The 23,263-nt window shown below is 41.4% G+C and carries 23 protein-coding genes and 1 tRNA gene; 11 read left to right on the top strand and 13 right to left on the bottom strand.

Going from position 1 to position 23,263, the window contains the following annotated elements; all coding sequences use genetic code 11:
- Positions 1–70 precede the first annotated feature (70 nt).
- The 7 genes from AB3N61_RS16390 to AB3N61_RS16360 all read left to right on the top strand — a co-directional run bounded on the left by AB3N61_RS16390 (position 71) and on the right by AB3N61_RS16360 (position 5,634).
- Positions 71–652, top strand: a complete 582-nt coding sequence (locus AB3N61_RS16390; RefSeq protein ID WP_036089257.1) for an ATP-binding protein — start codon at positions 71–73, stop codon at positions 650–652.
- Positions 653–654: 2 nt separating this feature from the next.
- On the top strand, positions 655–1,494 hold the full coding sequence (locus AB3N61_RS16385; RefSeq protein WP_367898110.1) for a DUF455 family protein: 840 nt from the start codon (positions 655–657) through the stop codon (positions 1,492–1,494).
- Between the two features lie 56 nt (positions 1,495–1,550).
- Positions 1,551–2,693, top strand: a complete 1,143-nt coding sequence (locus AB3N61_RS16380) for an LIC13341 family surface-exposed protein (protein WP_367898109.1) — start codon at positions 1,551–1,553, stop codon at positions 2,691–2,693.
- Positions 2,694–2,705: 12 nt separating this feature from the next.
- A complete protein-coding gene (locus AB3N61_RS16375) occupies positions 2,706–3,368 on the top strand; it encodes an FFLEELY motif protein (protein WP_020769079.1) in 663 nt (220 codons plus the stop codon).
- On the top strand, positions 3,365–4,093 hold the full coding sequence (locus AB3N61_RS16370; protein ID WP_367898108.1) for a flagellar motor protein MotB: 729 nt from the start codon (positions 3,365–3,367) through the stop codon (positions 4,091–4,093). Before AB3N61_RS16375 ends, AB3N61_RS16370 begins: the two co-directional genes overlap by 4 nt.
- 3 nt (positions 4,094–4,096) lie before the next feature.
- Entirely contained in the window at positions 4,097–4,555 is a 459-nt protein-coding gene (locus tag AB3N61_RS16365) for a hypothetical protein (RefSeq protein ID WP_367898107.1), read from the top strand.
- An 83-nt stretch (positions 4,556–4,638) separates the two neighbouring features.
- Positions 4,639–5,634 carry a M14 family zinc carboxypeptidase gene (locus tag AB3N61_RS16360; protein ID WP_020769338.1) on the top strand — a complete coding sequence of 332 codons (996 nt, stop codon included), beginning with the start codon at positions 4,639–4,641 and terminating at the stop codon, positions 5,632–5,634.
- Between the two features lie 23 nt (positions 5,635–5,657).
- Here AB3N61_RS16360 and AB3N61_RS16355 read toward each other — a convergent pair whose 3' ends face one another.
- Together AB3N61_RS16355 and AB3N61_RS16350 are read right to left on the bottom strand one after the other, a co-directional pair.
- Positions 5,658–6,476, bottom strand: coding sequence for an RNA polymerase sigma factor (locus AB3N61_RS16355; protein ID WP_020769220.1), 819 nt, complete (start codon positions 6,474–6,476; stop codon positions 5,658–5,660).
- 1 nt (position 6,477) lies between these two features.
- Positions 6,478–6,960 carry a nuclear transport factor 2 family protein gene (locus tag AB3N61_RS16350; protein ID WP_020769198.1) on the bottom strand — a complete coding sequence of 161 codons (483 nt, stop codon included), beginning with the start codon at positions 6,958–6,960 and terminating at the stop codon, positions 6,478–6,480.
- Between the two features lie 341 nt (positions 6,961–7,301).
- Between AB3N61_RS16350 and AB3N61_RS16345 the strand changes: the two genes are divergently transcribed.
- The gene (locus tag AB3N61_RS16345) at positions 7,302–8,900 is read left to right on the top strand and encodes a 7TM diverse intracellular signaling domain-containing protein (RefSeq protein ID WP_020769340.1); all 1,599 of its coding nucleotides are present in this window, start codon (positions 7,302–7,304) and stop codon (positions 8,898–8,900) included.
- Between the two features lie 68 nt (positions 8,901–8,968).
- On the opposite strand, the gene AB3N61_RS16340 is transcribed toward AB3N61_RS16345, so the two are convergent.
- The 5 genes from AB3N61_RS16340 to AB3N61_RS16320 all read right to left on the bottom strand — a co-directional run bounded on the left by AB3N61_RS16340 (position 8,969) and on the right by AB3N61_RS16320 (position 12,710).
- Positions 8,969–10,150, bottom strand: a complete 1,182-nt coding sequence (locus AB3N61_RS16340; RefSeq protein ID WP_367898106.1) for a pyridoxal phosphate-dependent aminotransferase — start codon at positions 10,148–10,150, stop codon at positions 8,969–8,971.
- 9 nt (positions 10,151–10,159) lie between these two features.
- Entirely contained in the window at positions 10,160–10,390 is a 231-nt protein-coding gene (locus AB3N61_RS16335; protein WP_367898105.1) for a DUF2905 domain-containing protein, read from the bottom strand.
- A 25-nt stretch (positions 10,391–10,415) separates the two neighbouring features.
- Positions 10,416–10,505, bottom strand: a tRNA-Ser gene (locus tag AB3N61_RS16330).
- An 80-nt stretch (positions 10,506–10,585) separates the two neighbouring features.
- Positions 10,586–12,139, bottom strand: coding sequence for an FAD-dependent oxidoreductase (locus tag AB3N61_RS16325; protein ID WP_367898104.1), 1,554 nt, complete (start codon positions 12,137–12,139; stop codon positions 10,586–10,588).
- Complete coding sequence (locus AB3N61_RS16320; RefSeq protein WP_020769319.1) at positions 12,129–12,710, bottom strand: hypothetical protein; 582 nt, start codon at positions 12,708–12,710, stop codon at positions 12,129–12,131. The genes AB3N61_RS16325 and AB3N61_RS16320 overlap by 11 nt, the downstream gene beginning before the upstream one ends.
- A 103-nt stretch (positions 12,711–12,813) precedes the next feature.
- Here AB3N61_RS16320 and AB3N61_RS16315 point away from each other — a divergent pair, with 103 nt between their 5' ends.
- The 3 genes from AB3N61_RS16315 (at position 12,814) to AB3N61_RS16305 (ending at position 15,682) form a co-directional block, all read left to right on the top strand.
- Positions 12,814–13,047, top strand: coding sequence for a ferredoxin (locus AB3N61_RS16315; protein WP_020769378.1), 234 nt, complete (start codon positions 12,814–12,816; stop codon positions 13,045–13,047).
- 327 nt (positions 13,048–13,374) lie between these two features.
- The gene (locus AB3N61_RS16310) at positions 13,375–15,288 is read left to right on the top strand and encodes a PAS domain S-box protein (RefSeq protein ID WP_020769138.1); all 1,914 of its coding nucleotides are present in this window, start codon (positions 13,375–13,377) and stop codon (positions 15,286–15,288) included.
- Positions 15,272–15,682, top strand: a complete 411-nt coding sequence (locus tag AB3N61_RS16305) for a response regulator (protein WP_020769158.1) — start codon at positions 15,272–15,274, stop codon at positions 15,680–15,682. The genes AB3N61_RS16310 and AB3N61_RS16305 overlap by 17 nt, the downstream gene beginning before the upstream one ends.
- On the opposite strand, the gene AB3N61_RS16300 is transcribed toward AB3N61_RS16305, so the two are convergent.
- The 6 genes from AB3N61_RS16300 to nirB form a co-directional block, all read right to left on the bottom strand.
- Positions 15,683–17,149 (bottom strand): NADP-dependent isocitrate dehydrogenase, encoded by a 1,467-nt coding sequence (locus AB3N61_RS16300; protein WP_367898103.1) that lies wholly within the window; start codon positions 17,147–17,149, stop codon positions 15,683–15,685.
- A gap of 131 nt (positions 17,150–17,280) precedes the next feature.
- Positions 17,281–18,477 (bottom strand): molybdopterin molybdotransferase MoeA, encoded by a 1,197-nt coding sequence (locus AB3N61_RS16295; protein WP_367898102.1) that lies wholly within the window; start codon positions 18,475–18,477, stop codon positions 17,281–17,283.
- Positions 18,474–19,388 (bottom strand): bifunctional molybdenum cofactor biosynthesis protein MoaC/MoaB, encoded by a 915-nt coding sequence (gene moaCB / locus AB3N61_RS16290; protein ID WP_367898101.1) that lies wholly within the window; start codon positions 19,386–19,388, stop codon positions 18,474–18,476. Before moaCB ends, AB3N61_RS16295 begins: the two co-directional genes overlap by 4 nt.
- Positions 19,389–19,571: 183 nt before the next feature.
- A complete protein-coding gene (cobA, locus tag AB3N61_RS16285; protein WP_367898100.1) occupies positions 19,572–20,342 on the bottom strand; it encodes a uroporphyrinogen-III C-methyltransferase in 771 nt (256 codons plus the stop codon).
- A gap of 4 nt (positions 20,343–20,346) precedes the next feature.
- On the bottom strand, positions 20,347–20,712 hold the full coding sequence (gene nirD, locus AB3N61_RS16280) for a nitrite reductase small subunit NirD (RefSeq protein WP_367898099.1): 366 nt from the start codon (positions 20,710–20,712) through the stop codon (positions 20,347–20,349).
- 9 nt (positions 20,713–20,721) lie between these two features.
- On the bottom strand, positions 20,722–23,235 hold the full coding sequence (gene nirB / locus AB3N61_RS16275; protein WP_367898098.1) for a nitrite reductase large subunit NirB: 2,514 nt from the start codon (positions 23,233–23,235) through the stop codon (positions 20,722–20,724).
- Positions 23,236–23,263 lie beyond the last annotated feature (28 nt).

Below are 23,263 nucleotides of genomic sequence, written 5' to 3'. Positions count from 1 at the left end.
CGGGGGATTTTTGTTGCAAAACCCCCCTTTCGCTCTGTATTACTATACTAGAGGACTTCTCAGATAAGAAATGAGGGATACGGCCGATTCACTTTTGGTTAAACATCATTCGGGTTCGTACGTTATGTTCCTACCTCCTGATTTAGCTAGCATTCGGGAGTTCAGAAGAGCCCTTCGCCAATCTTTAGAAGAGAATACATTCATCTCTAAAGATATCCAGCAGATCGAACTAGCAGCCGATGAGGCACTCACCAATTCCATTTCCGCAAATTATAATTCTAGTTCGGAAGAAACAATCATTTGCAGATGGATCGTTAACGATTCTAAGTTCACTTTATGGATTGTGGATTACGGTTCCGGTCTGAAAAAAGAAAAGATAGAAGAGCAAATTGCGGAAGCGAAACCTTCTTCCCTACAAGATTTCTTAAAAAAAGTAAAAACCTACCAAGAAGGCAAATGTGAAGTCCTTCCGAACAGAGGAAAGCTTACGCAGCATAGGAACTTGGGAAAAGGTTTACTCATTATGCAATCCTTAATGGACTCGGTAAAGATCATGTATCATTGTAAAGAAGGAAAAATTTCCTCAGACCCTACCGATTCCAGTATCCGCGGGTCTATCATCGAATTAGCATTCGATTCTAAAAAACACTGACTTTGACTTTAAATGAATACGCTCAATTTCTTTTAAGTTCTCCCAAGTTAGAGGATAAGTTATATTCTCCGGAAAAAATGCCGGAAGATATTCTTTGGCCGAATTTTCTTCCGAAGGACAGACCGGAAAGATCATCTAAAATATCATTCTCGGATAAAAAATCAAAAATGCCCCGAGTGGAACATTTGAATTCCGAAGAAAATCGGATCCTTTCCCTCCATCATTTTGCTAATCATGAGCTTATGGCCGTGGAGATATTTGCTTGGGCCATATTAAAATTTCAGAATGCTCCTTCTTCCGTTCGTAAAAGTATGTACAAGACGATCTTGGAAGAACAAAAACATCTGAAACTTTATTTGGGATCGATCCGAGAATGGGGAATGGACCTAGGAGATCGTCCCCTCAATTATATATTCTGGAAACAAACCCCCAATATGCAGACATTGCAGAAATTTTTTGCGATCATGGCCCTTTCTTTCGAAGGAGCCAATTTGGATTTTTCTATGATCTATAAAAAAGCATTCGAAAAATTCGGAGACCAAAAACGGGCCGATATCATGCAGATCGTTCATGAGGATGAGATCCGCCACGTAAAAAGAGGAGCTAAGATCGTATTCTCAGACGGGGTTTCCCAAGAACGACAATGGGAGAAATATCTGGAATATCTGACCCATCCATTTACTCCCAGAAGGGCAAAGGGATTTTTATATTTTCCGGAACTTAGGACCAAAGCCGGATTATCGACCGAGTTTGCAGAGGCCCTAGGAGCTTATACGGACGAATACGATGGTACTACAAATGCTAGAATCGTAAAAAATGTGTTAGGTATGGGGGCTAGTTAAGGCCTAGGAAATCGATAGACATCTGCTTTTCTTGGAAAGAAGCTGTAGTTCAGAATATGTTTCGTTTTGTTTCTTTTGCACGAGTACTGATTCTTTTTTCAGTAGTCATTCTTCTCATAGCTTGTAATTCAAAAACGCCATCCGATTCCCAGATCGTTTCGTTAACCATTCCGGAGGCCGAAGAAAAAAGTCCGGATGTAGTCCTAAAAAAATTGGGCAACCTGGACGAGGATCCGGATCTGGAAACATTCGCCTTAGTTCGCAATGGAACCGAAGAGATACTCGCAGTTTTCAAAAAACAAAACGGAGAATGGACTCTCAAATCAAAGATCGGTTTTAATCTTCTTAATATCGGTCCATTTGTTCACGATCCTAAGGTTTCCGCTTGGAAAGCCGGGGAAGATGAGAATACAAAGGAATCCGGCTACATAGTTAAAAGAATTCTAATGGAAGAACTTCCGGGAGATTCTTTCAATTCTCTCTTTTTGGAAGTTTTAAGCGAAGAACCGCCTTTAGGGCTTTTTTCCGTTCCGTACGTGATCCGCAAAGGTGAAAAAATTCTAGACGGACTTGCTTCTTTAAAGGATCATCAGTTTTTAGCGAAATCGAAACGTATAGATTTTTCCTATAATAAAGAAGAGAAGAATCTCACCATCTTTCCGAATAATCGGACCTACGCTCAAAATTTTAACTTCAACGGATGGGAAATGGTTCCTGACGTTCCGAACGTGGCCGCTCCGGGGTTACTAAGTGTCGAAGCTCCTACGGATTGGAAAAAGGATACTGCATCCGAGGTGGTGATCTGGTTCAAAAACAGAGGATCTTATTCAGGCACTACCTATATCAGTCTTTCTTTTCCTCAAGGAGGAAAAGTGGAAGTGGATTCCGGCAAAGAAGGATTGAGATATTATTCTCCGGGATCTTCCGTATATTCTTTCGAAAAAAAATATATCAACTCCAAGGTTCCTTTAGTGGAAATTACCAAAGAAGGTTGGGCGAGAAACCATAAATACGGAGTTCGTTTTAAATACACTCCTGAAGTGGATGGTGTTCCGAGTTTGTTGGTGCGTTCCAGTTCCAAGTCTTATAGAGAGACGATCAATCTTCCTACGGATTACAGTTCCGTAAAAACCGAAATAGACCAGCAAGGTTTCAAAAGTTACCCTCTATCTTTGGTTCCAAGAGGAAAGTCCAAATAATCGGATAATATCGTGAGTAGTTTCGAAGAACATAAACTTAAACAAGCCAAAGCAGAGATCGTTCGAGCTCAGGTGGAACGTTTCCGCAAATTTTATGCGGATTATTTTCACCTGGAAGAGACGATCTCCATGGTGGAGTATTTTTTCGAAACCATTTACAACTTGGACGGAAAAGAAGCATGGATGCATCTCGCCTTGGACACTTATCAAAAAGTAAAAGGTATGATGAAGGAAACCACCAGAGCGAATCTAGAAACTTTGATCGAATTAAACAATCTAACGGATCATTTAGATTCTGAAATGGCAAAGCTGTTGGTCCAAAGGGATTGGGACGGTAAAAAACTTACCAGAGAAGAATACGACGATCTGTACAAAGCATACGGTCATAAAGAAGAAAGAAAAAAACAGTTAGAGATCGTTCTTCATAACCTCAGAACATTTTATGAACTAGCGCATAAACCTATCTCCGCTTATCTGATCCGACCTGCCAGGTTTATGGCATCTCTATTGGGAGTTTCTCTTTTATTCGAATCGGTGGAGAAGGCATACAACGCAGTTTTACCTGTGTCCCCTGAAATTTTTGTTTCTTTTATCGAGCAAGTGGAGAGAAGAGAGACGGAATATCTAGAGTCCGCTTTTCTGAATGGAAAGCAGCCTAAGGAGTCGTCTGCTTGAACGGAAGATCACGTTTTTCCAGATACAGAAAGCCTGTCGAAACCGGAGATGAGAATCGCGACAGATGGCTTTTGACGTATGCGGATATGATCACCCTTCTTCTCGGACTTTTTATTATTTTATACTCTATTTCGCAAGTAGACCAAAACAAATTGAAACAAGTGGCGGACTTGGTTCGTGGTGGATTCGGTTTAGGAGAATCCTTTTTTGAAGGTTCCAATATCACATTGGAAGAGGATCCTTTATTACAACCAAGGACCCAAATCTATCGTTTCTGGGAAAGGATCTCTTATGCATTAAAAAAGCTGAAAGAGAAAACGAAATTATTCATCGGAATCAACGAAACGGAAGAAATCCGTATACAAGTATTCGCACCATCCTTGGGAGAAGGTGAATTTCATCCGGATGAGGATACAGACTTCACATTCAAAAAAGTCGCGGAAGTCGCGCAAGGTATGGATGTGGACATCACTTTAAGAGTTCAGGTCCCTTATGCAGAGCAAGCTGGCCAAGGTTTTAGAAATACTTGGGAATACAATGCACATCGTGCAAGTTTGATCGCGGAAACTTTGTCGGAAAAATACGGTATTTCTCGAGATAGACTCTCCGTCCAGGCGTATCATGGATTTAGAAAGTTAGGACCGGAAGAAGGTCCCAGCCCGGAAATAAAAGCCTCTCAAGAAAGAATAGAAATCATCATTCGTAAACGAGGAAAGGAAGAATAAGGAATGATCTCTAGACTAAATAAAACTTTAATTCCTTTCGGATTGGTACTCGCATTGGTGGGAGCTTTCTCATCCGGTTGTTCCAAAAAGAAAAAAGTTCCGGCTGCAGCGGAATCTATTTGGAAAGCCGATCAGGATGGAGTGGGGAATTCCAGCGGGTTTGTATGGGTTTCCAAGTATTGTGAAAAGGTCAGACAATGTGCGGACCCGGACATGAAAACCTTGAATCCGGATTCTGAGGCTATTCTAGAAAAAAGACTAAGAAAGGATTTTTGTTTAGAAAAATTTAAAGAATCCAAAGTGTATACTTTGGCTGCGCAAGAACCTAAATTGGTTTTAGGCAGGACCATTTCCTGTTTGAAAGCGGCTACCGAGGCAGATTGTTCTCTGATCAAAAAAGGAGTTTCCGAACTTTCGGAAGATTGTAAATGGTTACAAGCTCTGCAAAACTCCAGAGAGTAAAAATATAAAGGTCTGATAAAAGACCCGGGCTTTCGGCCCAACCGTGGACTAAAGATACGATCTGAAATTTTCGGAGGCGAACCTTGCTCAGAGGTATCAAAAGACTGAATCGTTACGAGAAAAGATTGCTCAGGATCGCAAAACTGGGCGGCAAACTCGTAAAAATCAACCAAGCAGGTTTTTCCAGAAGGACTGAGGAAGGTTTTCGTTTTCCGATCTATAGTTTGGAAATAGGAACAAAAGAAGGTCTTGAAAAACATCCGGTTGGAATTACCGCCGGTGTTCATGGATTAGAGACCATCGGTATCCAGATACTTATCGATTTTTTGGAATATATTATTCATCCTAGATCCACGGGCTTTCTTCCCGAATTAAAAAAAGGTAAATTAGGATTAGTTGTTATTCCAATTGTGAATCCCGGAGGAGTGGCCGCAAAGACTAGGGCAAATCCAGGGGGTGTGGATCTGATGAGAAACTCAGGAATAGATGCGGAGAAACCTCTTCCGTTTTTCGGGGGCCAAAAGTTCTCGAACAAACTTCCCTATTTTAGGGGACACGGATTAGAACCTGAATCCAGAACTCTTTCTAGAACTGTTTTCGAAAAATTCTTTCATGTCCGAGATTCTATCTTGCCTGTTCTGGATTTACATTCGGGTTTTGGAACGGTTGATAATGTTTGGTGGCCTTATGCTTATACTCATAAGCCCTGTCCCGATACGTTTTTATACGAAAGGATCGCTTCTCATTTGAAGGGACATTGTGGTCATATCAATTTTGCGTATGGTCCTCAGAGTGCGAGTTACACCACTCACGGAGATCTCTGGGATAAGTTTTACGATCATTACCAAGAGTTGTATGCGGAACAAGCCGGTTGGAGTTCTAAATTCCTCCCCTTGACATTGGAAGTAGGGACCTGGTCGGATATCAAAGAAGAACCATTGAAGTTATTTTCTAAAAAAGGGATCTTTAGACCTGCCGAACACAATAAGAGCGAAGTTTTGACAAGGTATAGAGGTTTTTTAAGGGACTTTGTACGTTTAGGTCTGACAAAACCTAAGGACTGGACGGAAGCTCAGTAGTTTCTGCCGGTGCTTTGGAGAATTTAAGAAGGCCCTAACTTTTCTAAAATTTCCTTGGGAGTTTCGTAAATCCCTTGGCTTTTATAGATCCAGGCGAGACGATCCAGCTCTTTTAAATGGCCTAATACTTTAGAATCTTCTAAAGTAGGATTTTTCCTTCTTAATTTTTTCAGTTCCGTAAAAAAGGAAAAATTATCCTTGTTCCGATCTAAAAGATGGCCTGACAAGCCTATACATGGGCACGCCTTGTTATCATCGATCCACATTCCGCATTCTTTGGATAAAAATTCGGATAGTTTCTTTTTCGAGCGGGAAAGTTTTTGACGAAAGTTTTCCGCGCTGATTCCTATAATTTCGGCTCCTTCTTCGCTACTCATTCCGTACACCGAGGATAATACGAATACGATCCTGTCTGCGGAATTCAATTTTAATAGAACAGCATGTACACAGCCGAATCGGATCTCTTCTTCCAGGATCTTGCTTTCTACCTGATCTTCTAAGGAAACGGAGTTCGGTTTAGAAAGGTATTCTTGGCGTATTCTGCTTAGATATACGATATTCTTAGGTCTTTTGATCGATAAAAGATGATTGCTCGCGACAGAATATACCCAAGTTGTGAATTTACTCTCGAACCTGAATCCCGAGAGTTTATTAGAAATTTTGAATAATATCTCTTGGGTAGCATCTTCCGCTTCTTGGGGATCCCATAACATTCTTAAAGAAAGATTAAAGATATAATCTTGGATCTTTTCCAAAAGTATTTCCATCGCCCTAGGTCTTCCTTCTAAGGCGATCCGGATCATATCCGTAAACTCGTCTTGTATGGTTACGGATCTTTCCATTCTAAGCTGCGATCCCTTTCTTCCTAAGATAATGTTCCAAATTTCTGGCAGCTTCCGATCTCACCTTTCCTTGGACGAAAGGTGTCCATCCCAAAAGTACTCCGGGAGTGCCTAAAGCCATTCTGGTCCATTTCCAGAGAGGAAATCTATCCTTTTGTCTGACCACTTTTCCGTTTTTAAATAGGAATTCGGATCGGATATGGTTTTGAACCTTTCTTCCGGTTTTTGAGAATAGATAAGTGGCAACCCAATATGCGGTTCCACTTTCAGTGTCAGCGTTTGCTTCTAATAACTCGATCGTAGCGTTCGGATCCATTCTTTCCAAAAGCATGGACCACATTCCTGGTACAGCTCCGCCTTTTAATTTCGGAAAAACAGGATCTGAAAATTCGACGTCTTGTGAGTAAAAGTCCGCGATATTTGCGGAATTTCTAGAATGAAAACTTTTATAAAAGTCTCTGATTTTGGCTTCGTTTGGATGCATGTGAATTTCCTTTTTGATTTCGCATATTAGGATCGAATTTGCCGATTTAGTGTGACTGGATTTAGTAAAAATTTTCGGGAAAAGATAAAAAAAGGCCCGCTAGATGGCGGGCCTGAAAATCATTCGGACAAGCGGATTAAACTCGTCCGAGGCAAGGCGAATAGAAAACGCCATAAGGCGTTGGTGTAAACTCCAGTTAACGAATATGAGTCAAGTGATAACTCTTACTGGAGAGTAACATTTCAATAATATACTATATAGAATCGGAAATCGTTCGGGATTATAGACATGAACGTTTTTTGTTTGCATCCAATTGAATTACAAAAAAATGTTTTTAACACATGATCCGAATTTCGTTTTTATTTTTCCTTCTCCTTTCGAGTTTCGGTTCTATCTTTGCAAAAGAACTTCCGTTCATTCTAAAAACAAACGAACATAATAAAAATATTACACCTGAACTTTACCTTTGGCAAAAAACAGATACTGAAAATATTCCTCCTCCTTCGCATCAGGTCAACGGCTGGAAAAAAATTGGAAGAAACGCCTTAAATTTCAATTTTTCAAAAAGATCCTATTGGTTAAAATTCAGAATTCAATTTAGAGAAGAAATTCGTGAAAATCTTTACTTCGTGATCCGATGGAAAGCTCATGATTTAGCGGAATTATATACCCCAAATGGGGTAAGTCCGATACAAAGAGTGGGAGATACATTATCAAAAAATGATTGGCCCGTAAAAAACGTCCTCTATCCGACATTGCTCTTGCAAGGAGAGCCAGGTGAAGAAAGAGAATTTATCGTTCGGCTTAAATCGGAATCCATTATGTCATTTCCGATCGATATTATGGATGAGGCAGGTCTCAGAGCAAATCTTGCCATAGAAACAGGAGTATTTTCACTCTCCGCATGCTTATACGGAATGCTTATCCTGGTGGCTTTATTGTATTATAGAGCTACAGAATATAAGGAATTTCTACTATATACCTGCTATGCTTTTTGTATGGGAGCATCTTACGACGTAAATTACGGAAATGCAATAGAGCTATTTTGGGAAAATTCCCCTCTTTGGGCCGAGAAAGTGAATTACTTTTTCTTTAATTTGGGCGGCATTTTCGGGTTTCAATTTATCCGAAAATTTTTGGAAACAAAAACTTTTTTGCCTTGGGTAGATCGAATTTTATTCTTTTTTGCGATAGTTTTGGGTTTTACACTTCCGCTTATTTTTGCGACGGAAACCATCGCCTATCTCACTCTTACCAACGAGATCATTTATTCCGTTTCTATTCCGATGATCCTGATTTCAGGGATCTATTTGAGAGGACGGGGAAATCGCAAATTAAATCTGTTTTTGGTTTCTTGGGGATTGTATCTTACTCTAGGATATATTAGTATTTTTTACTATATGGGATTTTTGGAATACGGATTTTTTACGGTCTATTCGGTGCCTCTTTTCTTTCCTGCGGACCTTCTTATCCTTCTTTATAATATTATCCAAAAATATTCCCAGAATTTGGAGGAGAAGAATAGTCTACTCGAGACTTTGAGAGGTTTCCTAGATAAGCCCAGATATGCTCGTTCTAAGATCTCCGGCCTCGATGTAGATGAGTCTCTGAACTCTCTCGAAAATCTGATGAATATGGAGAAATTATTCGCCGAGGAGGAAGTTACGATCCAGATGGTGGCCTCTAAGGTAGGTTTGAGCACTCATCAATTATCCGAACTTCTGAATTCCAGATTAGGTATGGGGTTTGCGGCTTATTTGAATTCTAAAAGAATAGAAGAAGCGAAACTTCTGCTAAAAAACGATACCGAGGACAATATTCTGAATATTGCGTTTGCAGTAGGTTTCGGTTCCAAAACTTCTTTTAATGTGGAATTTAAGAAGGCGACGGGTCTTACTCCTAAACAATACAAAAGTTTCGTACAAAAGGCGGTTCTATAAGAACGTCCTAAAAGTTTAGGTTAACGATACGTATTCCGTTCCGAGCTTAGATAGCCTGGGACAGGTTCTTATAGGAGCCGGGAAATTTTTTCGAGTCCTGAGTGAAACAATTCCGTCTCGGAGATCAGACTGACCACTATACTTCCTAAGTCTTCCTCGAGTCCGAACATGGAACCCGGGTGGACTAATACTTTCTCTTTTTGTAATAATCGAAAGGAGAACTCCTCGTCGTTTAAGAAGGATTTGGATTGTAATATCGTATACCATCCCCCCTTCGGAGAAGTATAAACAATTTGAGGATGAGAAGAACGGAAACTTTCCAGAATCTGCAAATTTCTTTGTATTCTCCTTAATACTTGGCTCTGGATCATATTTCTCCATTGGAATAATTCAGGAAGAGCAAGTTGTATCGGAGTTCCGACGGAAAGATAAGTATCGGAGATGATCTCTAATCTTTCCTTACATTCTTTTTTCCAGTTAGTAGGACCACCAACATGGATCCAGGAAAGTTTCATTTGAGGAAGTGCGAGTATCTTTGATATTCCGTTTACAACAAACAAAGGAAAATCGGTATGAAAGAAATCGATTTGTTCCTGATTTTTTTCATACAAATAGTCCGAGAATACTTCATCTAAAACTAACGCTATCTTTTTGAATTTAGAAATGATCCTTAGTCTTTCGAATTCTTCCGAGGTAAGAGTACTTCCCGTAGGATTATTCGGAGAAACTAAAAATAAGATCCTAGTTTTGTTTGTGATCTTAGAATCTAAATCTTCAAAATCGATTTTCCAACCATCATCCTGATTTAGTTTATATGAATTGAATTCTACTCCTTCCAATACGGATAGAAATTCAAAGAGCGGGTATCCCGGTGAAGGGATGAGAACTTCTTCCCCAGGATTGCATAATAGTTTTATTAAATAAGAATACGCCTCTGATGAAGAAGATGTCAAAAAAAGGTCCTCTTCCGAAATGATATGTCCTTTTTCTTTGTAATAATTTACGATGGATCTTCTCGCGTTGAACGTTCCTTTCGGATCCGGATCATATTCCATACTTTCCGGTTTTTGAAAGGAATGTAGTATTGCTTCTCTTGGATAGACAAGCCCGACTTTAGTAGGATTGGAAACGGTTAGATCTATCCAATCCTGTCCGGAGTTCCTAAAAGATCCTAAAAGTGAATAAAGATCGTTCTCTCCCGGAATAAATTCGAATCTGTCGCTAAAGCGAGGAGTGTTTTCCGAATCCATGCGGTTTTCTTAATGTATAAATCTGTTCCAGAGATACAGAAGAAGGGAAAGTCCGATGCTGATCAGAATGGAAGTCGCAAATGGAAAATAGAATCTGAAATTTTCTCTCTCGATCTTGAAGTCTCCCGGTAAATTTCCGAGAGAAGAGATAAACGGGAGTTTGGAGCCGAAAAGGATAACGGCTCCGATAACCAGGAAAAATGTCCCGATCCAAAGAAATGTTTTACCTAGCGGTTCCATATCAGGTCCACTTGGAATCAAGAACTGGCGGAGAGGGGGGGATTCGAACCCCCGGTAGGTGTTACCCTACGCTTGCTTTCCAAGCAAGTACCATAAACCGCTCGGACACCTCTCCGGTTCTTGGTTGCGATTACGATGATTTTCCAAGGAGCGGTCCGGTCAAGGAGATTCGATCCAAAAGTTCCGAGCGGAGGATTAGGACTTTTTCTCTGAAATAAATTGGGCCGCTCTTTTGGAGAATGCCATGATCGTATAGCTTGGGTCCACGGAAACCGCCGTAGGAAATACGCTGGAATCGCTCACATATAAATTCGAAATTCCATGCACCTTATGTTTCCAATCTACGACTGAAGATTTAGGATCCAATCCCATTCTACATCCGCCGGCTGGATGGGGAGCTGCCATCGCCATAGAAGCGGGTGTTAATGGAAGCGAATCCACAACGCCTATCTCCTCTGGTTTAGTTAAAACGGTTCTTTTCAGATCCGGAAGGATCACTTTATATGCGCCTGCTTTAAAGTTCAGAGTAACTTGTTTACGAATGCAGTCTCTGAGTATCTCTTTAGTAAGCGGTCCGAAGTTGTACTGCACTTCTCTTTTCCCGCTGGATTTGACTTCTATTCTTCCTAACTCGGTGTCCGGATCGTCTATCCAACCTATCGTGCCGCCGAGTCTAGGAAGTTCTTTCATAACCTCGAAATGTTCGGCGCCGAATCCCGGAACCAAAGCACCAATCGCTGCCGGTTGTAATTGATTGGCCATGATTAGATAACCGCCTTCCCTATAAATGCCGCCCGCATAACGTGCCAGTCTGAATTCTTCTACACCGTATGCCGATGGAATATTTCTCCATTGGATAATCGGTTCCTTGTAGAGAGCATGGACGAATGGAGAAGGATTGATCGCCAAAAATTCTCCCAATGCGGGCAACTTTTTTTTGAGCCCGTTTTTAAGAAGAAAGGTGGAACTCCCGAAACCTCCTGCGGCGACCACGACTGTGTCCGCTTTAAAGCGCAATTTCACTTCGGATTCTTTTTGAGAAGGTCTGTCTATCACAACCGCTTCTAATCCGACTACTTTGTCTCCTTCCAGTTCCAATTCTAACGCTTTAGTATCGGCGTAAAGGTCAGCTCCTAATGCCATAGCCATCGGGATATGAGTGATTAATTGGCTTTGTTTTGCTCCGAACATACAACCTTGCATACAATGTCCGGACTTTTGGCAATTCTTGCGAGCTTGGGGAACCGGGTTTCCTTCCCATCCTAATTCTTTCGAAGCCTTACGAACCAATTGGTTCATTTTATTATAATTTTCTTCCTTTGCAGGATGGACATTTAATGTGTCGTCTAACTCTTTCCAAAACGGTTCTAAATCTTCCGGCCCATGACCCAATACTCCGAATTTGTCTTTCCAGAGTTCCAATCTATCTTTAGGAGTTCTATAACTGTCCGCCCAATAATGAACGGAGGCGCCGCCCACGTTCTTTCCATACACTATATTGACAGTACCATCCGCAGTGGTTGCCATATTCCTTTCTGCGGAAACTTTGCCAGCCATATTCAATTCATGATTATCGAATGTTCCGGTATGATAGTAACCTCCTTCTTCGATTAAGGTTACCTTCTTACCTAGTTTAGCTAGTTCATAAGCAACGGTGGCTCCCCCGCAGCCCGTTCCGATCACTAAAACTTCGGTGTGGATCTCCTTGGACTCGCCTAAATTTTTCCATTCGTAAATTTTACCCGACATCGGAACCTCCTACTCGTTTGCGATAATAGATCCTGGATTCGCTTAACTTTTCCGGAGGATTTAAAAACGGTCCGTCATACGAAATCGTTTTGAAAGTGGATTCGTGTCCGTAGTACATTAGAAAAATCGGCATTCTCAAATTTGCCCAAACCGCTCTGACAGTATCCGAGTCGGATTGATTCAACTCCGATAGGAACTTTCTTCTACTTTCCAAGGAAAGTTTGGAGAATCTGGAAAACTTCCAATGGAAGAATGGAAGATATTCCAAAACCAATATTAAAGTTTTAAAGTCCTCGGATAAGAAAGGATCTACGAAATAAAATTCTTCATCCAATCTTTCGAGTACCTTGGCTTCTTTATACGTTGGAGCTCCAACAGCTTCGGGTAAGATAGCTTCCGATAATGCGGCCAGGGTTTCTAATTCCGATTCGGAGAAAAATAATACCTTAGGTAATTGTCCGGAAGATCTGTTTAAAATACAAATAGATCCCCCGAGTACTAGAGCTCCCGAACCGGCGAGTCCCAGTCTCAAGAATGTTTTACGGGAAAAACGCGGGGCTGAATTTGCCATTGCAGTGTTTTCCTTTGATTCTTGGAGTTGTCAATCCTATCCTACCCGTTTCCCTATAGAAAACCAACTTGACGTTCCAAACGTTCGATAATCCTTAGTATTCATGGCAGATAAGAATGACAAAGTTCCGGAAAATGTTCCGGGAAAATTCTATGTTGATAATAGCTGTGTTCCTTGTAATGACTGCTTGGAAGAGGCTCCTCAACTTTTGAAATATACCGACGATGAGTCTAAGGTATATTTCCATAGACAGCCTGCTACTCCGGAAGAAACAATTGCCGCTCGCAAAGCGAAGGAAATTTGTCCTGTCGAAGCGATCGGTGACGACGGAGAATAATCGGTCCGGAGTTTTTCGGTTTTATGCCGATCGAAAAACTTCCCCAGAAATCAAATTACATTTTTCTAATTCTCCTATCCTATTTTAACCCTTTCAAAAAAGAACGCCCACGCGAAAAAAAAGGCTCCATCGGAATCGAATTCCCAATAGTAGATCACTCGTTCTATAACGAAAGGATTAGTTCGAGTGACATTTGAAATCTTAGATCGGTTTATGTTGCGGAAATAAATCCCTTACATTTTAGGATTTTGGGCCTTTTTTACTCGCAATGTACTCGTCTATGCTGTCTTTATATGTATTAGTCGATAGAGCAAGTTCTTGCATTTTATGGAAGAAAGACCGGGCCAAGAAGAAATCAAATTGGATCAAAACCAAGATTTGTACCGGGTCTTAATCGAAACCAGTCGAGAGTTGATCTGCCTCCACGATCCGGAGGGGATTTACTTATACGTTAATCCGATTATTGAAACTCTTACCGGTTTTAAACCGGGAGAATTGTTGGGCCGTGACCCGTACGATTTTATTCACCCTGATGATCGGCAGCGTATTCGTACGGATTCTCATAATCCTGCAAAAGAAGGAAGACCAACGGTCGCTACCCAATATCGTTTTTTAAAGAAGGATGGGGACTATGTTTGGTTCCAAACGTTGACCCAGCCTATACGAAATAAAGAAGGCAAGGTAACTCACTTAAACACAACTTCCAGAGATGTTACGGACCAAGTACAGCTAACGGAGAGTTTGCAGCAGGAAAAAAAATTTTCCTCTATTATGTCGGAACTCGCAAAGGTAGGAGCCTGGGAATCTAATATTGAAACCGGGATTTTATATTGGTCATCTGAAATTTATAAGATCTTGGAGAGAGACCCTTCTCTCGGAATTGATAGGGATACCGTTTACCAAAAATATTCTTATCCCGAAGATCTGGAAAAATTAAAGGAGAATAACTTAAGAGTTTATCAGAAAGGTGAGACTTACTCTGTAGAGCATAGGATGGTCACTGAGACGGGACGAGTTATCTGGGTAAGGACTCAAGGGAAGCCTGCTTATTCCGATGGAAGGATCGTTGGTGTATACGGAGCGATGCAGGATATCACTCTTTCTAAATTGGTGGAAGAAGAGATCCGTCTAAGTGAGAAAAAATTTTCGGAAGCATTTCATAGTTCTGGTAACGGGATCATCCTTCTGGATAGGAACGGCCACTTTTTGGAACTGAATCAGTCATTCGCTAAGATGTTGGGGTATGAACCGGATGAGCTTCTTTTCAAATCTTTCCAAGATATTACTTATCCTGAAGATCTGAATATAGGAGCAGAAGCATTTCGTAAAATAATAAATGGAGAAAGAGATAGCGCTCAATTTGCCAAAAGGTACTTACACAAAAAAGGACATATCGTATGGGTATTCATCACCGGGGTTGCGGTTCGAAAAGATTCAGGAGAGTTGATGTTCATTGTTTCTCAGATCCAGGATATTTCCCGCAAACGGATCTTAGAAAATATCCTTAGAGAAAAGAACGCAAGGCTAAGATCCGTAGGGACTCACTTGAAGGAGAGAATCTCTCAGTTGGAGGAATTCAACCAGATCGTTTCCCATAATATGAGATCCCCGATCGGGAACATCTCCACTTTAGTTAAATTTTTAGAAGAAGCAGAGACGGAAAAAGAAAGAGTCGAATACATGGACTATCTCAAGACGACCTCCGACCAATTACTTACTACATTAAACGAAATCGTAGAAGTTATTAAAATACGACAAAGTCCGAAGGTTGTTTCGGAAGAAATCCTGTTTGAATCCGTATTTTCCAGAGTAAAGGCAATGTTTTTGGGCCAAATATTGGAATATGAGGCGGAAATCATCGCAGACTTTTCGGAATCTCCTTCTATTATTTACCCTCAAGTGTATTTAGAGAGTATATTCTTAAATCTACTTTCCAATTCTTTGAAATATAGATGCGAATCCCCTCATCCGGTGATCCGATTTAAGACATACTGGTCTCACGGAAATCATATTTTGGAAGTGCAGGATAACGGTTTAGGAATTGACTTAAATAAACATGGGGATCAGATTTTTAAATTACACAAAAGATTTCACCGGAACACCGAGGGAAGGGGTTTGGGTCTATTTATGACCAAAAACCAAATCGAATCCTTGGGGGGCGAAATCCATGTGGAAAGTACTCCCGGTCAGGGCTCTAAATTTATCATTCATCTTTCGAAAGCAAATGAATTCACTATCTAAAAAACAGAAACTTTTACTCGTCGATGACGATGCGATTTTTGTGGAAATCGCCAAAAGAACCATCGAAAAAACCGGCGCGGTCGAAAGTTTAAAAGTATTTCAGGATGGAGAAGGTGCGATCAGCTTTTTGCGAGAACATCAAAGCGATCCGGATATCATTCCTGATTTTATATTTTTGGATATAAATATGCCGTTTATGGACGGTTGGCAGTTTTTAGACGAGTACGCCAACTTTGTGAACTCGCTTAGCAAAAAGCCGGAAATCTATATGGTTAGCTCTTCCGTGGATGATTCAGATCTTAGAAGAGCGAAAGAAATTCCATTAGTAAAAGATTATATAATCAAACCTGTGTCTTTGGATTCGTTTAAAAAGATCCTAACAAACCAGTCCTAATTATTCTCCTCCACCTAGGGAAAAGGCTCTTTTTCCTTGGAACTTATATAAGTTATCAGTTTGAATACTATCCAAGCCGGCTTCCGAGATCCTAAGTAATAATTTTGCGATCTGTTCCGGCTGGATCTTTATAAAGCCGTCGCCCGATTCTGTATCCGGAGTTTCCGGATTTACGAATCTGCATCTCCAATGATCCGTTAAAAAGGTTTCGGGAGCCCCGTTCGGATAAACTTTCACTCCTCTATTCGTGATCATTCTGAGTTTCAGATCTCCTGAGACGGCACTTAGTTTTTTTGCCAGCTCTTCGGACGTTCCGGGAACCCAATCTAAAAATACATCCACGCCTACTAATTCTTTTTTTAGAATTGTCCTTTTGTATTCCGGTATATGGATCGCTTTTGCTTTTCCAAAAGAGATAGGTTTGAATTTTTCGGGAAGATGTCCTAGGTTTCCGATAACAGCTTCTCCGAATTCTTTTGTTCCTACTTTGATACGGCTTACACCAGCTTTGTAGATATCTCCGGTGTGGATCCCTTCTTCGATCGTAAGTAACCAAGCGTTTTGGATCTTGGCTGCGATATCGGGTTGTCCTAAGTGGACAAGCATCATGACTGCTGCGTTGATCAGTCCACTTGGATTTGCGATATTTTTTCCCGCTATGTCGGGGGCGGAGCCGTGGATGGCTTCGAACATGGAGACAACTTCTCCTATGTTTGCAGACCCTGCCATACCTACCGAACCAGCGACCTGAGCGACTATATCGGAAATGATATCTCCGTATAAATTTAAGGTAACCACTACGTCATAAGTTTGAGGTCTTTCCGCTAAATGAGCCGCACCGATGTCGATGATCTCGCTTGCAGCTTCTATATCGGGATATTCTTTTGCAATTTCTTTGAAGACTTCATGAAACAATCCATCGGATTGTTTCATAATATTGTCTTTTACCATCGCGGTTACTTTCTTTCTGCCGTAAGCTTTTGCATACTCGAATGCATAACGTATGATCTTCTCGGAGCCTGGTCTGGAAATTAATTTTAGACATTGTACGGTGTCGGAAGTTTGTTTGTGTTCTATACCTGTGTAAAGGTCCTCTTCATTCTCCCTTACGATAACCACGTCTAACTTCGGATGTTTAGTATCCACGTAAGGGTAAAGAGAAATACAGGGTCTAACGTTAGCGAATAGTCCTAAAGTGGTTCGAACGGTAACGTTTAAACTTTTATAACCGCCACCTTGAGGGGTTGTGATTGGAGCTTTAAAAAATACTTTTGTGTCGCGGAGAATATCCCAAGACGCCGGTTCTATTCCTGCACTATGGCCTTTTTTGTAGACCTGTTCTCCGATATCTATAAAGATCGGTTCAATGCTCGCACCTGCCGCTTCTAAGATCCTAAGAGTAGCGTCCATAATTTCCGGACCGATCCCATCTCCTTTAGCGACAGCGATTTTTTTCTTCGAGCTCATACCGACCTCCGGCGAAATAATTATATATTTTCGAATATGTGCTCAAATATCGGATGTAGGAATTCCTACAAAACGTTTTTGAGATAGTAAAATCTTACTTCAACCGATGAGGCAGCCTAAGTCAATCTGGATTAAGTCCAGGGATAGAATTCCAATACATCTCTCTCTTTCAGAGTTTCCGTATCCGAAAATTGGACTCCGAGTCCGTCCGAAAAAATTCCCGCTCGAATATCTCCACTTCCATTAAACTTCTTTTCCGATAAAAAAGTTTGGTCTTTGGTCTCATAAGAGACCGGGAAGAACTCGGTTAGTTTGTTTTTCTTCTTTCTTTCTCCCGCGAAAGGCAGATAGATCGGTTTCTCAGAAGGAAGTCCTAAAAATTTTCTCAAATACGCTTCTACAAATATCCGGAAACAAACCTGAACGCTAAAAGGATTTCCCGGGAGACCAAAAACTGCCTGGTCGTTCTTTTTACCGAACCAAATCGGTTTTCCAGGTTTGATCCTTACTTTATGAAAGATTTCCTTCACCCCGGAGGCTTTCAGAATTTTAGGGACCAAGTCTAAATTTCCCATAGAGACTCCGCCGGAAAGAATGAGGAGATCCGAATCTAATCCTTCCTGCACCGCTTTTTCCAAAAGGATAGGATCATCTCCGGCTCTAGTAACGGATAGAGGGACTATACCATATTTTTGTAATAAAGATCGGATAGAGTAGGAATTGGAATCTCTAATCTGCCAAGGTTTCGGGATTTCACCGGGACCTACGATCTCGTTGCCTGTCGAGATCACTCTCACTCTGGGAAGTTTGGAAGTTTGGATGGAATATTTTCCCAAAGAAGAAAGTAAAGACAAGACGGAAGCGCTAATGAAAGTACCTTCTTTTAGGATCTCTTGGTCTTGTTTTAGATCTTCTCCTTGGATCGCTATATTGGAGAAAGGGGCGGATTTCTCCGTACGAAAGCGAACCTGTTTCTTTCCATTAGAAATTCCTACATCTTCGGAATCTTCTATCTTTATAACGAGATCAAAACCATCCGGAACAGGAGCACCGGTCATAATACGAATGGCTTCTTCTCCGTTTTCCAATTGGAAAGATTCTCCCGCATGTAATTCTCTTGTATAAGAATAGATCCGATTTTCCGAAAAACCTTCGGACTTCAAAGCAAATCCATCCATGGTCGCCCGATGAAAAGGAGGATAATCCCTATCCGCATAGATCTTTTCTCTCAGGACTTTACCAAGAGAATTTTCCAAGTTTGTATTTTCGGAAAAAGAAACACTCGCAGCAGATTCGACGAGTGAAAGCGCCTCTTGGACAGAGATCAATGTCCTTCTCCTCTCATCATTTTTTTTGCGTGGAATACGGCGGGAAGAATGGCCTGCAAACTTTCAGTCGCCCCATTCGTACTTCCCGGAACGGACACCACTAAGGTTTTGCCTATTCTACCTGCGATAGATCGGGATAACATTGCAAATGGAGTCCGATCTTGACCGAAAGATCTCATTGCTTCCGCGATCCCCGGGATCTCTTGTTCTAGGATCTCCTTAACCGCTTCCGGAGTATTGTCTCTGGGGCCGAGCCCGGTCCCACCTGTGGTGACGATCAGATCCAAACCTAGTTTAGACCATTCTAATATTGTATTTCGGATCTGTTCCGGTTCGTCAGGTAAAATTTCCGATTTAACGGTTTCTACATCATGTTCTTTTAATAGATTTAGGATTGCTTTTCCGGAGCCGTCTTCTCTTTTTCCTTGGAAAGTGGAGTCGGAACAAACTAAGATCCCTGCCTTAGAGCCTGCGGCAAATTTCGTGATCTGAGAGTCCGTTTTTCCTCCCTTCTTGTCTAAAAGACGGATCAAGGAAATTTCTAACTCTTTATCGATTGGTTTTAGTAAATCGTAAATCACTAATGAAGCTACGCTTACGCCAGTCAAAGCTTCCATCTCTATGCCAGTTTTTCCTATGGACTTAGCTGTGGCCAAGATTCGGACAGCGTTTTTGTCGGAAAGGACTTCGAATTCTATTTGGAAGGAATCAATGGAGACTGGATGGCAATGAGGGATCAATTCTGCAGTTTTTTTAGAACCTAAAAGTGCGGCTGCCTTTGCCACTCCGAAAAGATCTCCTTTGGGAAGGGTGTTTTCTTTGATCCTGATAATGGTTTCCGGTTTGCAGAATACAAAACCCTCCGCTTGGGCAGTTCTAAGCGTTGTTTTCTTTCCGGTGATATCGTTCATGCTTCCTCTTGGCGGGAATCCGCAGGAATCAATATAATTCTGCGCTGGAAAACTGCGAGTAGTTTACCTGTGTTTTTGTGTAAAAACGTTTTGTTGGAGTTCCTACAGCGTGTTTAAAGATAAGATTAAATGACAAGATCCAGGATGGAGCAGTTCCTACATTTGCAACAGGAACAAGGCCTACTAACAATAGGAAATCCTACCTTCATCTTTTAGTCTTTGTAACTCCGTATAAAAGCGAATGATTTCCCCAAAGATCAAAAGTGCCGGTGTCTTGATCTGGAATTTTTCCGCTTTCTCTAGACAGGTATCCAGATTTGCTAACACCAATCTTTGGGTGGGAAGTGTAGCGTTTTCAATGAAAGCCATAGGAGTGGAGCCTGAATTTCCGGATTCCAATAAATTCTCCCGGATACTTTCCAGACTGTTCAATCCCATATAAACCAAAACCGTTTTATCTTCTAAGATCAAGTCTTCGAAACTTTCCGGATTTTTTCCGGTTTTCTTATGACCTGATAAGAAAAGGATCTCTCTTGCATATTCTCTATGCGTGAGTGGAATTCCCAAACTGGAAGCTGCCCCTGATGCTGTTGTGACTCCGGCTAAAATTTCACATTCAATCCCTAAGGAAGCAAGATATTCTATTTCTTCTCCGGCTCTTCCGTATATGGAAGGATCTCCGCCTTTCAACCGAACTATATTAGAATATTGTTTAGCATATTCCCCTAATTTTCGATTGATCTCAGTCTGGAGACAGCTATGTTGTCCGATCCTTTTACCTACATATTCCAAGACTGCGGGTTTTTTACAGTATTTCAAAACTCCCGCAGAAACCAGATCATCGTACAGAACTACATCAGCTTTTCTTAATAGTTTTACTGCACGAACGGTGAGAAGGTCCGGATTACCCGGGCCTGCGCCTACTAAATATACTTTTCCTGCGGTGAAATTCATGATCCTAACCCTGAGTTCCCGGGTCTTCGATCCCGATATAAACGGTCCCGTCCTCGATATGGACAGGGTATGTTTTTACGGAATATTCTTCTCCGCTGATACAAGCTCCCGTCCTTAAGGAGAATGATTTTTTATGCATAGGACATGCAACTTTAGGTTCTCCTTGAGAATCACCGACCATTCCTCTCGATAAGACCATGTCTTCTGTGTGAGGACATTTATTCTCGCATGCAAACCATTCATTCCTGGAACTGAAATGAAAGATTGCGATTTGTTCTCCGTAAACCTTGGCGCAGACTCCACCATCGTCCGGAAATTCACTTATTGTACTAACGGGTATCCAAACAGGTTCTTTTGCGGTTGTGTTCATTTTTATCTCCTAGTTCGAAACCAATTCTTTTTTAGGCCAGTCTACAGGACGCTTTTGTCCTCTTTCTTCGATGAAACGTACTGTAGGATCTGAATCTTCGCTGTTTATAAAATGTTTATATTTTTTTTGTTTTTCAGGATCTTCTACCACATCCTTCCATTCACAAACGTAGGTCCCGACAAGATGATTCATCTCTTCTTCCAGGTCTTTGTTGATGCCGAGTCTGTCATTGATGATCACATCTTTTAGATATTCTATCCCGCCTTCCATTTGCTCTAACCAAGCGGATGTTCTAGTAAGTTTATCCGCCGTTCTGATATAGAACATTAGGAATCTATCAATATATTTGATGCAGGTCTCTTCGTCCAAGTCTGCAGCAAGAAGGATCGCGTGTTTAGGATTTACTCCTCCGTTCCCGCCGACATAAAGGTTCCAGCCTTTTTCAGTGGCGATGATGCCGAAGTCTTTACCTCTTGCTTCCGCACATTCTCTGATACAACCTGAGACTGCTGATTTTAATTTATGAGGAGCTCTGATCCCTCTGTATCTTTCTTCGATACGGATCGCAAATGCGGTGCTATCTTGTACTCCGTATCTACACCAAGTAGAACCCACACAACTTTTAACGGTTCGCATAGCTTTACCGTATGCATGCCCGCTTTCGAAACCTTCTTCCACTAGGTCTTTCCAGATGTCGGGAAGTTGTTCCATTCTTGCGCCAAGTAGATCTATCCTTTGACCGCCGGTGATCTTGCAATAAAGATCGTACTTTTTCGCGATCTGTCCGATCACGATTAACTTATCCGGAGTGATCTCACCGCCGGGGATACGAGGAACGACGGAGTAAGTTCCGCCTCTTTGGATATTAGCCAGATACTTATCGTTGGTATCTTGGATCTCTCTATGTTTTTGGATCGGTTCGTTATAAATGCTAGCAATGATAGAAGCCACAGCAGGTTTACAAACCTCGCAACCGTTCCCCATACCATGAGAGCGGATCAACTCTTCGAAACTGCGGATCCCTTTTACCTTTGCGATCTGGAACAACTCTTGTCTGGAATATTTAAAATGTTCGCATACATGTTCCGTAACCACTTTCCCTTGTGCGCGAAGTTCTTCCTTCAAGATGGAATTCATCTGAGGGATACAACCACCACAACCTGTTCCGGCCTTGGTACATTCTTTTAAACCTTTCAGATCGGAACAAGAACCGGAACGGATCGCGCCTAAAAGATCTCCTTTAGAAACGTTATTACAAGAACAGATCTTTGCATCGTCAGGAAGAGAGCCGAATGCGGATCCTTCTTCAGATGGAGTACCTACGATCAAGGACTCCGGCTCGGCAGGAAGTTCTACATTATTTAAATAAAGAGTGAGAAGGTTGGAATATGCATCCGCATCTCCTACAAGTATTCCCCCTTTCAGTTTTTTACCGTCAGGAGAAATTACCAATTTTTTATAAACCCCCGTCCGAGGGTTCGTGTAAGCGATAGGAAGATGTTCTGTTTGCCCTAACGCATCGCCGAAAGAAGCGACATCCACTCCGATGAGTTTTAGTTTTGTGGAAAGATCGGAACCTGCATAAGATTTTGTTTTTTGTCCAGGGCTGCAAAGATTATAAGCGAGTATTTCAGCCATTTCATAACCTGGGGCAACAAGTCCGTAGATCATTCCTTTATGAAGCGATACCTCTCCGATCGCGTACACGCCATACACATTCGTCCTTAACTCGTCGTCTACGATGATCCCGCCTCTTTGTCCGACCTCTATTCCGGAGTTTTTTGCCAGTTCATCTCTGGGTCGGATACCTGCAGAAATAATCAACATCTCCACTTCTAAAACGGATCCGTCTACAAATTCCAGTCCTTGGAAATTAGAATCGCCTAATGCTTTTTTGGTTTCTTTGTTTAGATGAATACGAACGCCTAGGGATTCTATTTTTGATTTTAGAACGGAAGAAGCTGCCTCATCCAATTGTCTGGGCATTAAACGAGAAGCGAATTCCACCACATGACTTTCTTTTCCCATGTCTAAAACCGCTTTAGCGGCTTCTAAACCTAATAAACCTCCGCCAAGTACTGCGACTTTGGAGACTTGTTTAGCATAAGTCATGATCTTTTCTAAATCTTCAATAGTTCGATAAACGAAAACTCCTTGTTTATCAACACCTTCGAAATTCGGAACAAACGCGGAAGAACCGGTAGCTATTACTAGTTCATCAAAGGGTAATTCAGTCCCGGCAGAAGTGACGACTTTTCTGGAAACCGTATCCACTGAAATAGCGGGCTCCGAGAGTAATAAGCGGATCCCGTTGGTTCTATACCAATCGGAAGGAGAAAGATAAAGTGAATCTGCGGATCTATTCGTGAAATATTCGGAAAGATGAACCCGATCGTAAGCTCTCCTAGGTTCTTCTCCTAGAATAGTTACTTCAAATTTTTCAGTACCACCGTACTCTGCGATCTTTTCGGCGAATCTATGACCCACCATTCCGTTCCCAAGAATTACTAACTTCCGTTTCATTTTTATCTATCTCCTTTCCCTTTTAGGA

The sequence above is a fragment of the Leptospira sp. WS58.C1 genome (genome assembly GCF_040833995.1).
Lineage (GTDB): Bacteria > Spirochaetota > Leptospiria > Leptospirales > Leptospiraceae > Leptospira_B > Leptospira_B cinconiae.
Note: the sequence above shows the minus strand (reverse complement) of the source record. Positions and strands in the feature narration are given on the sequence as shown.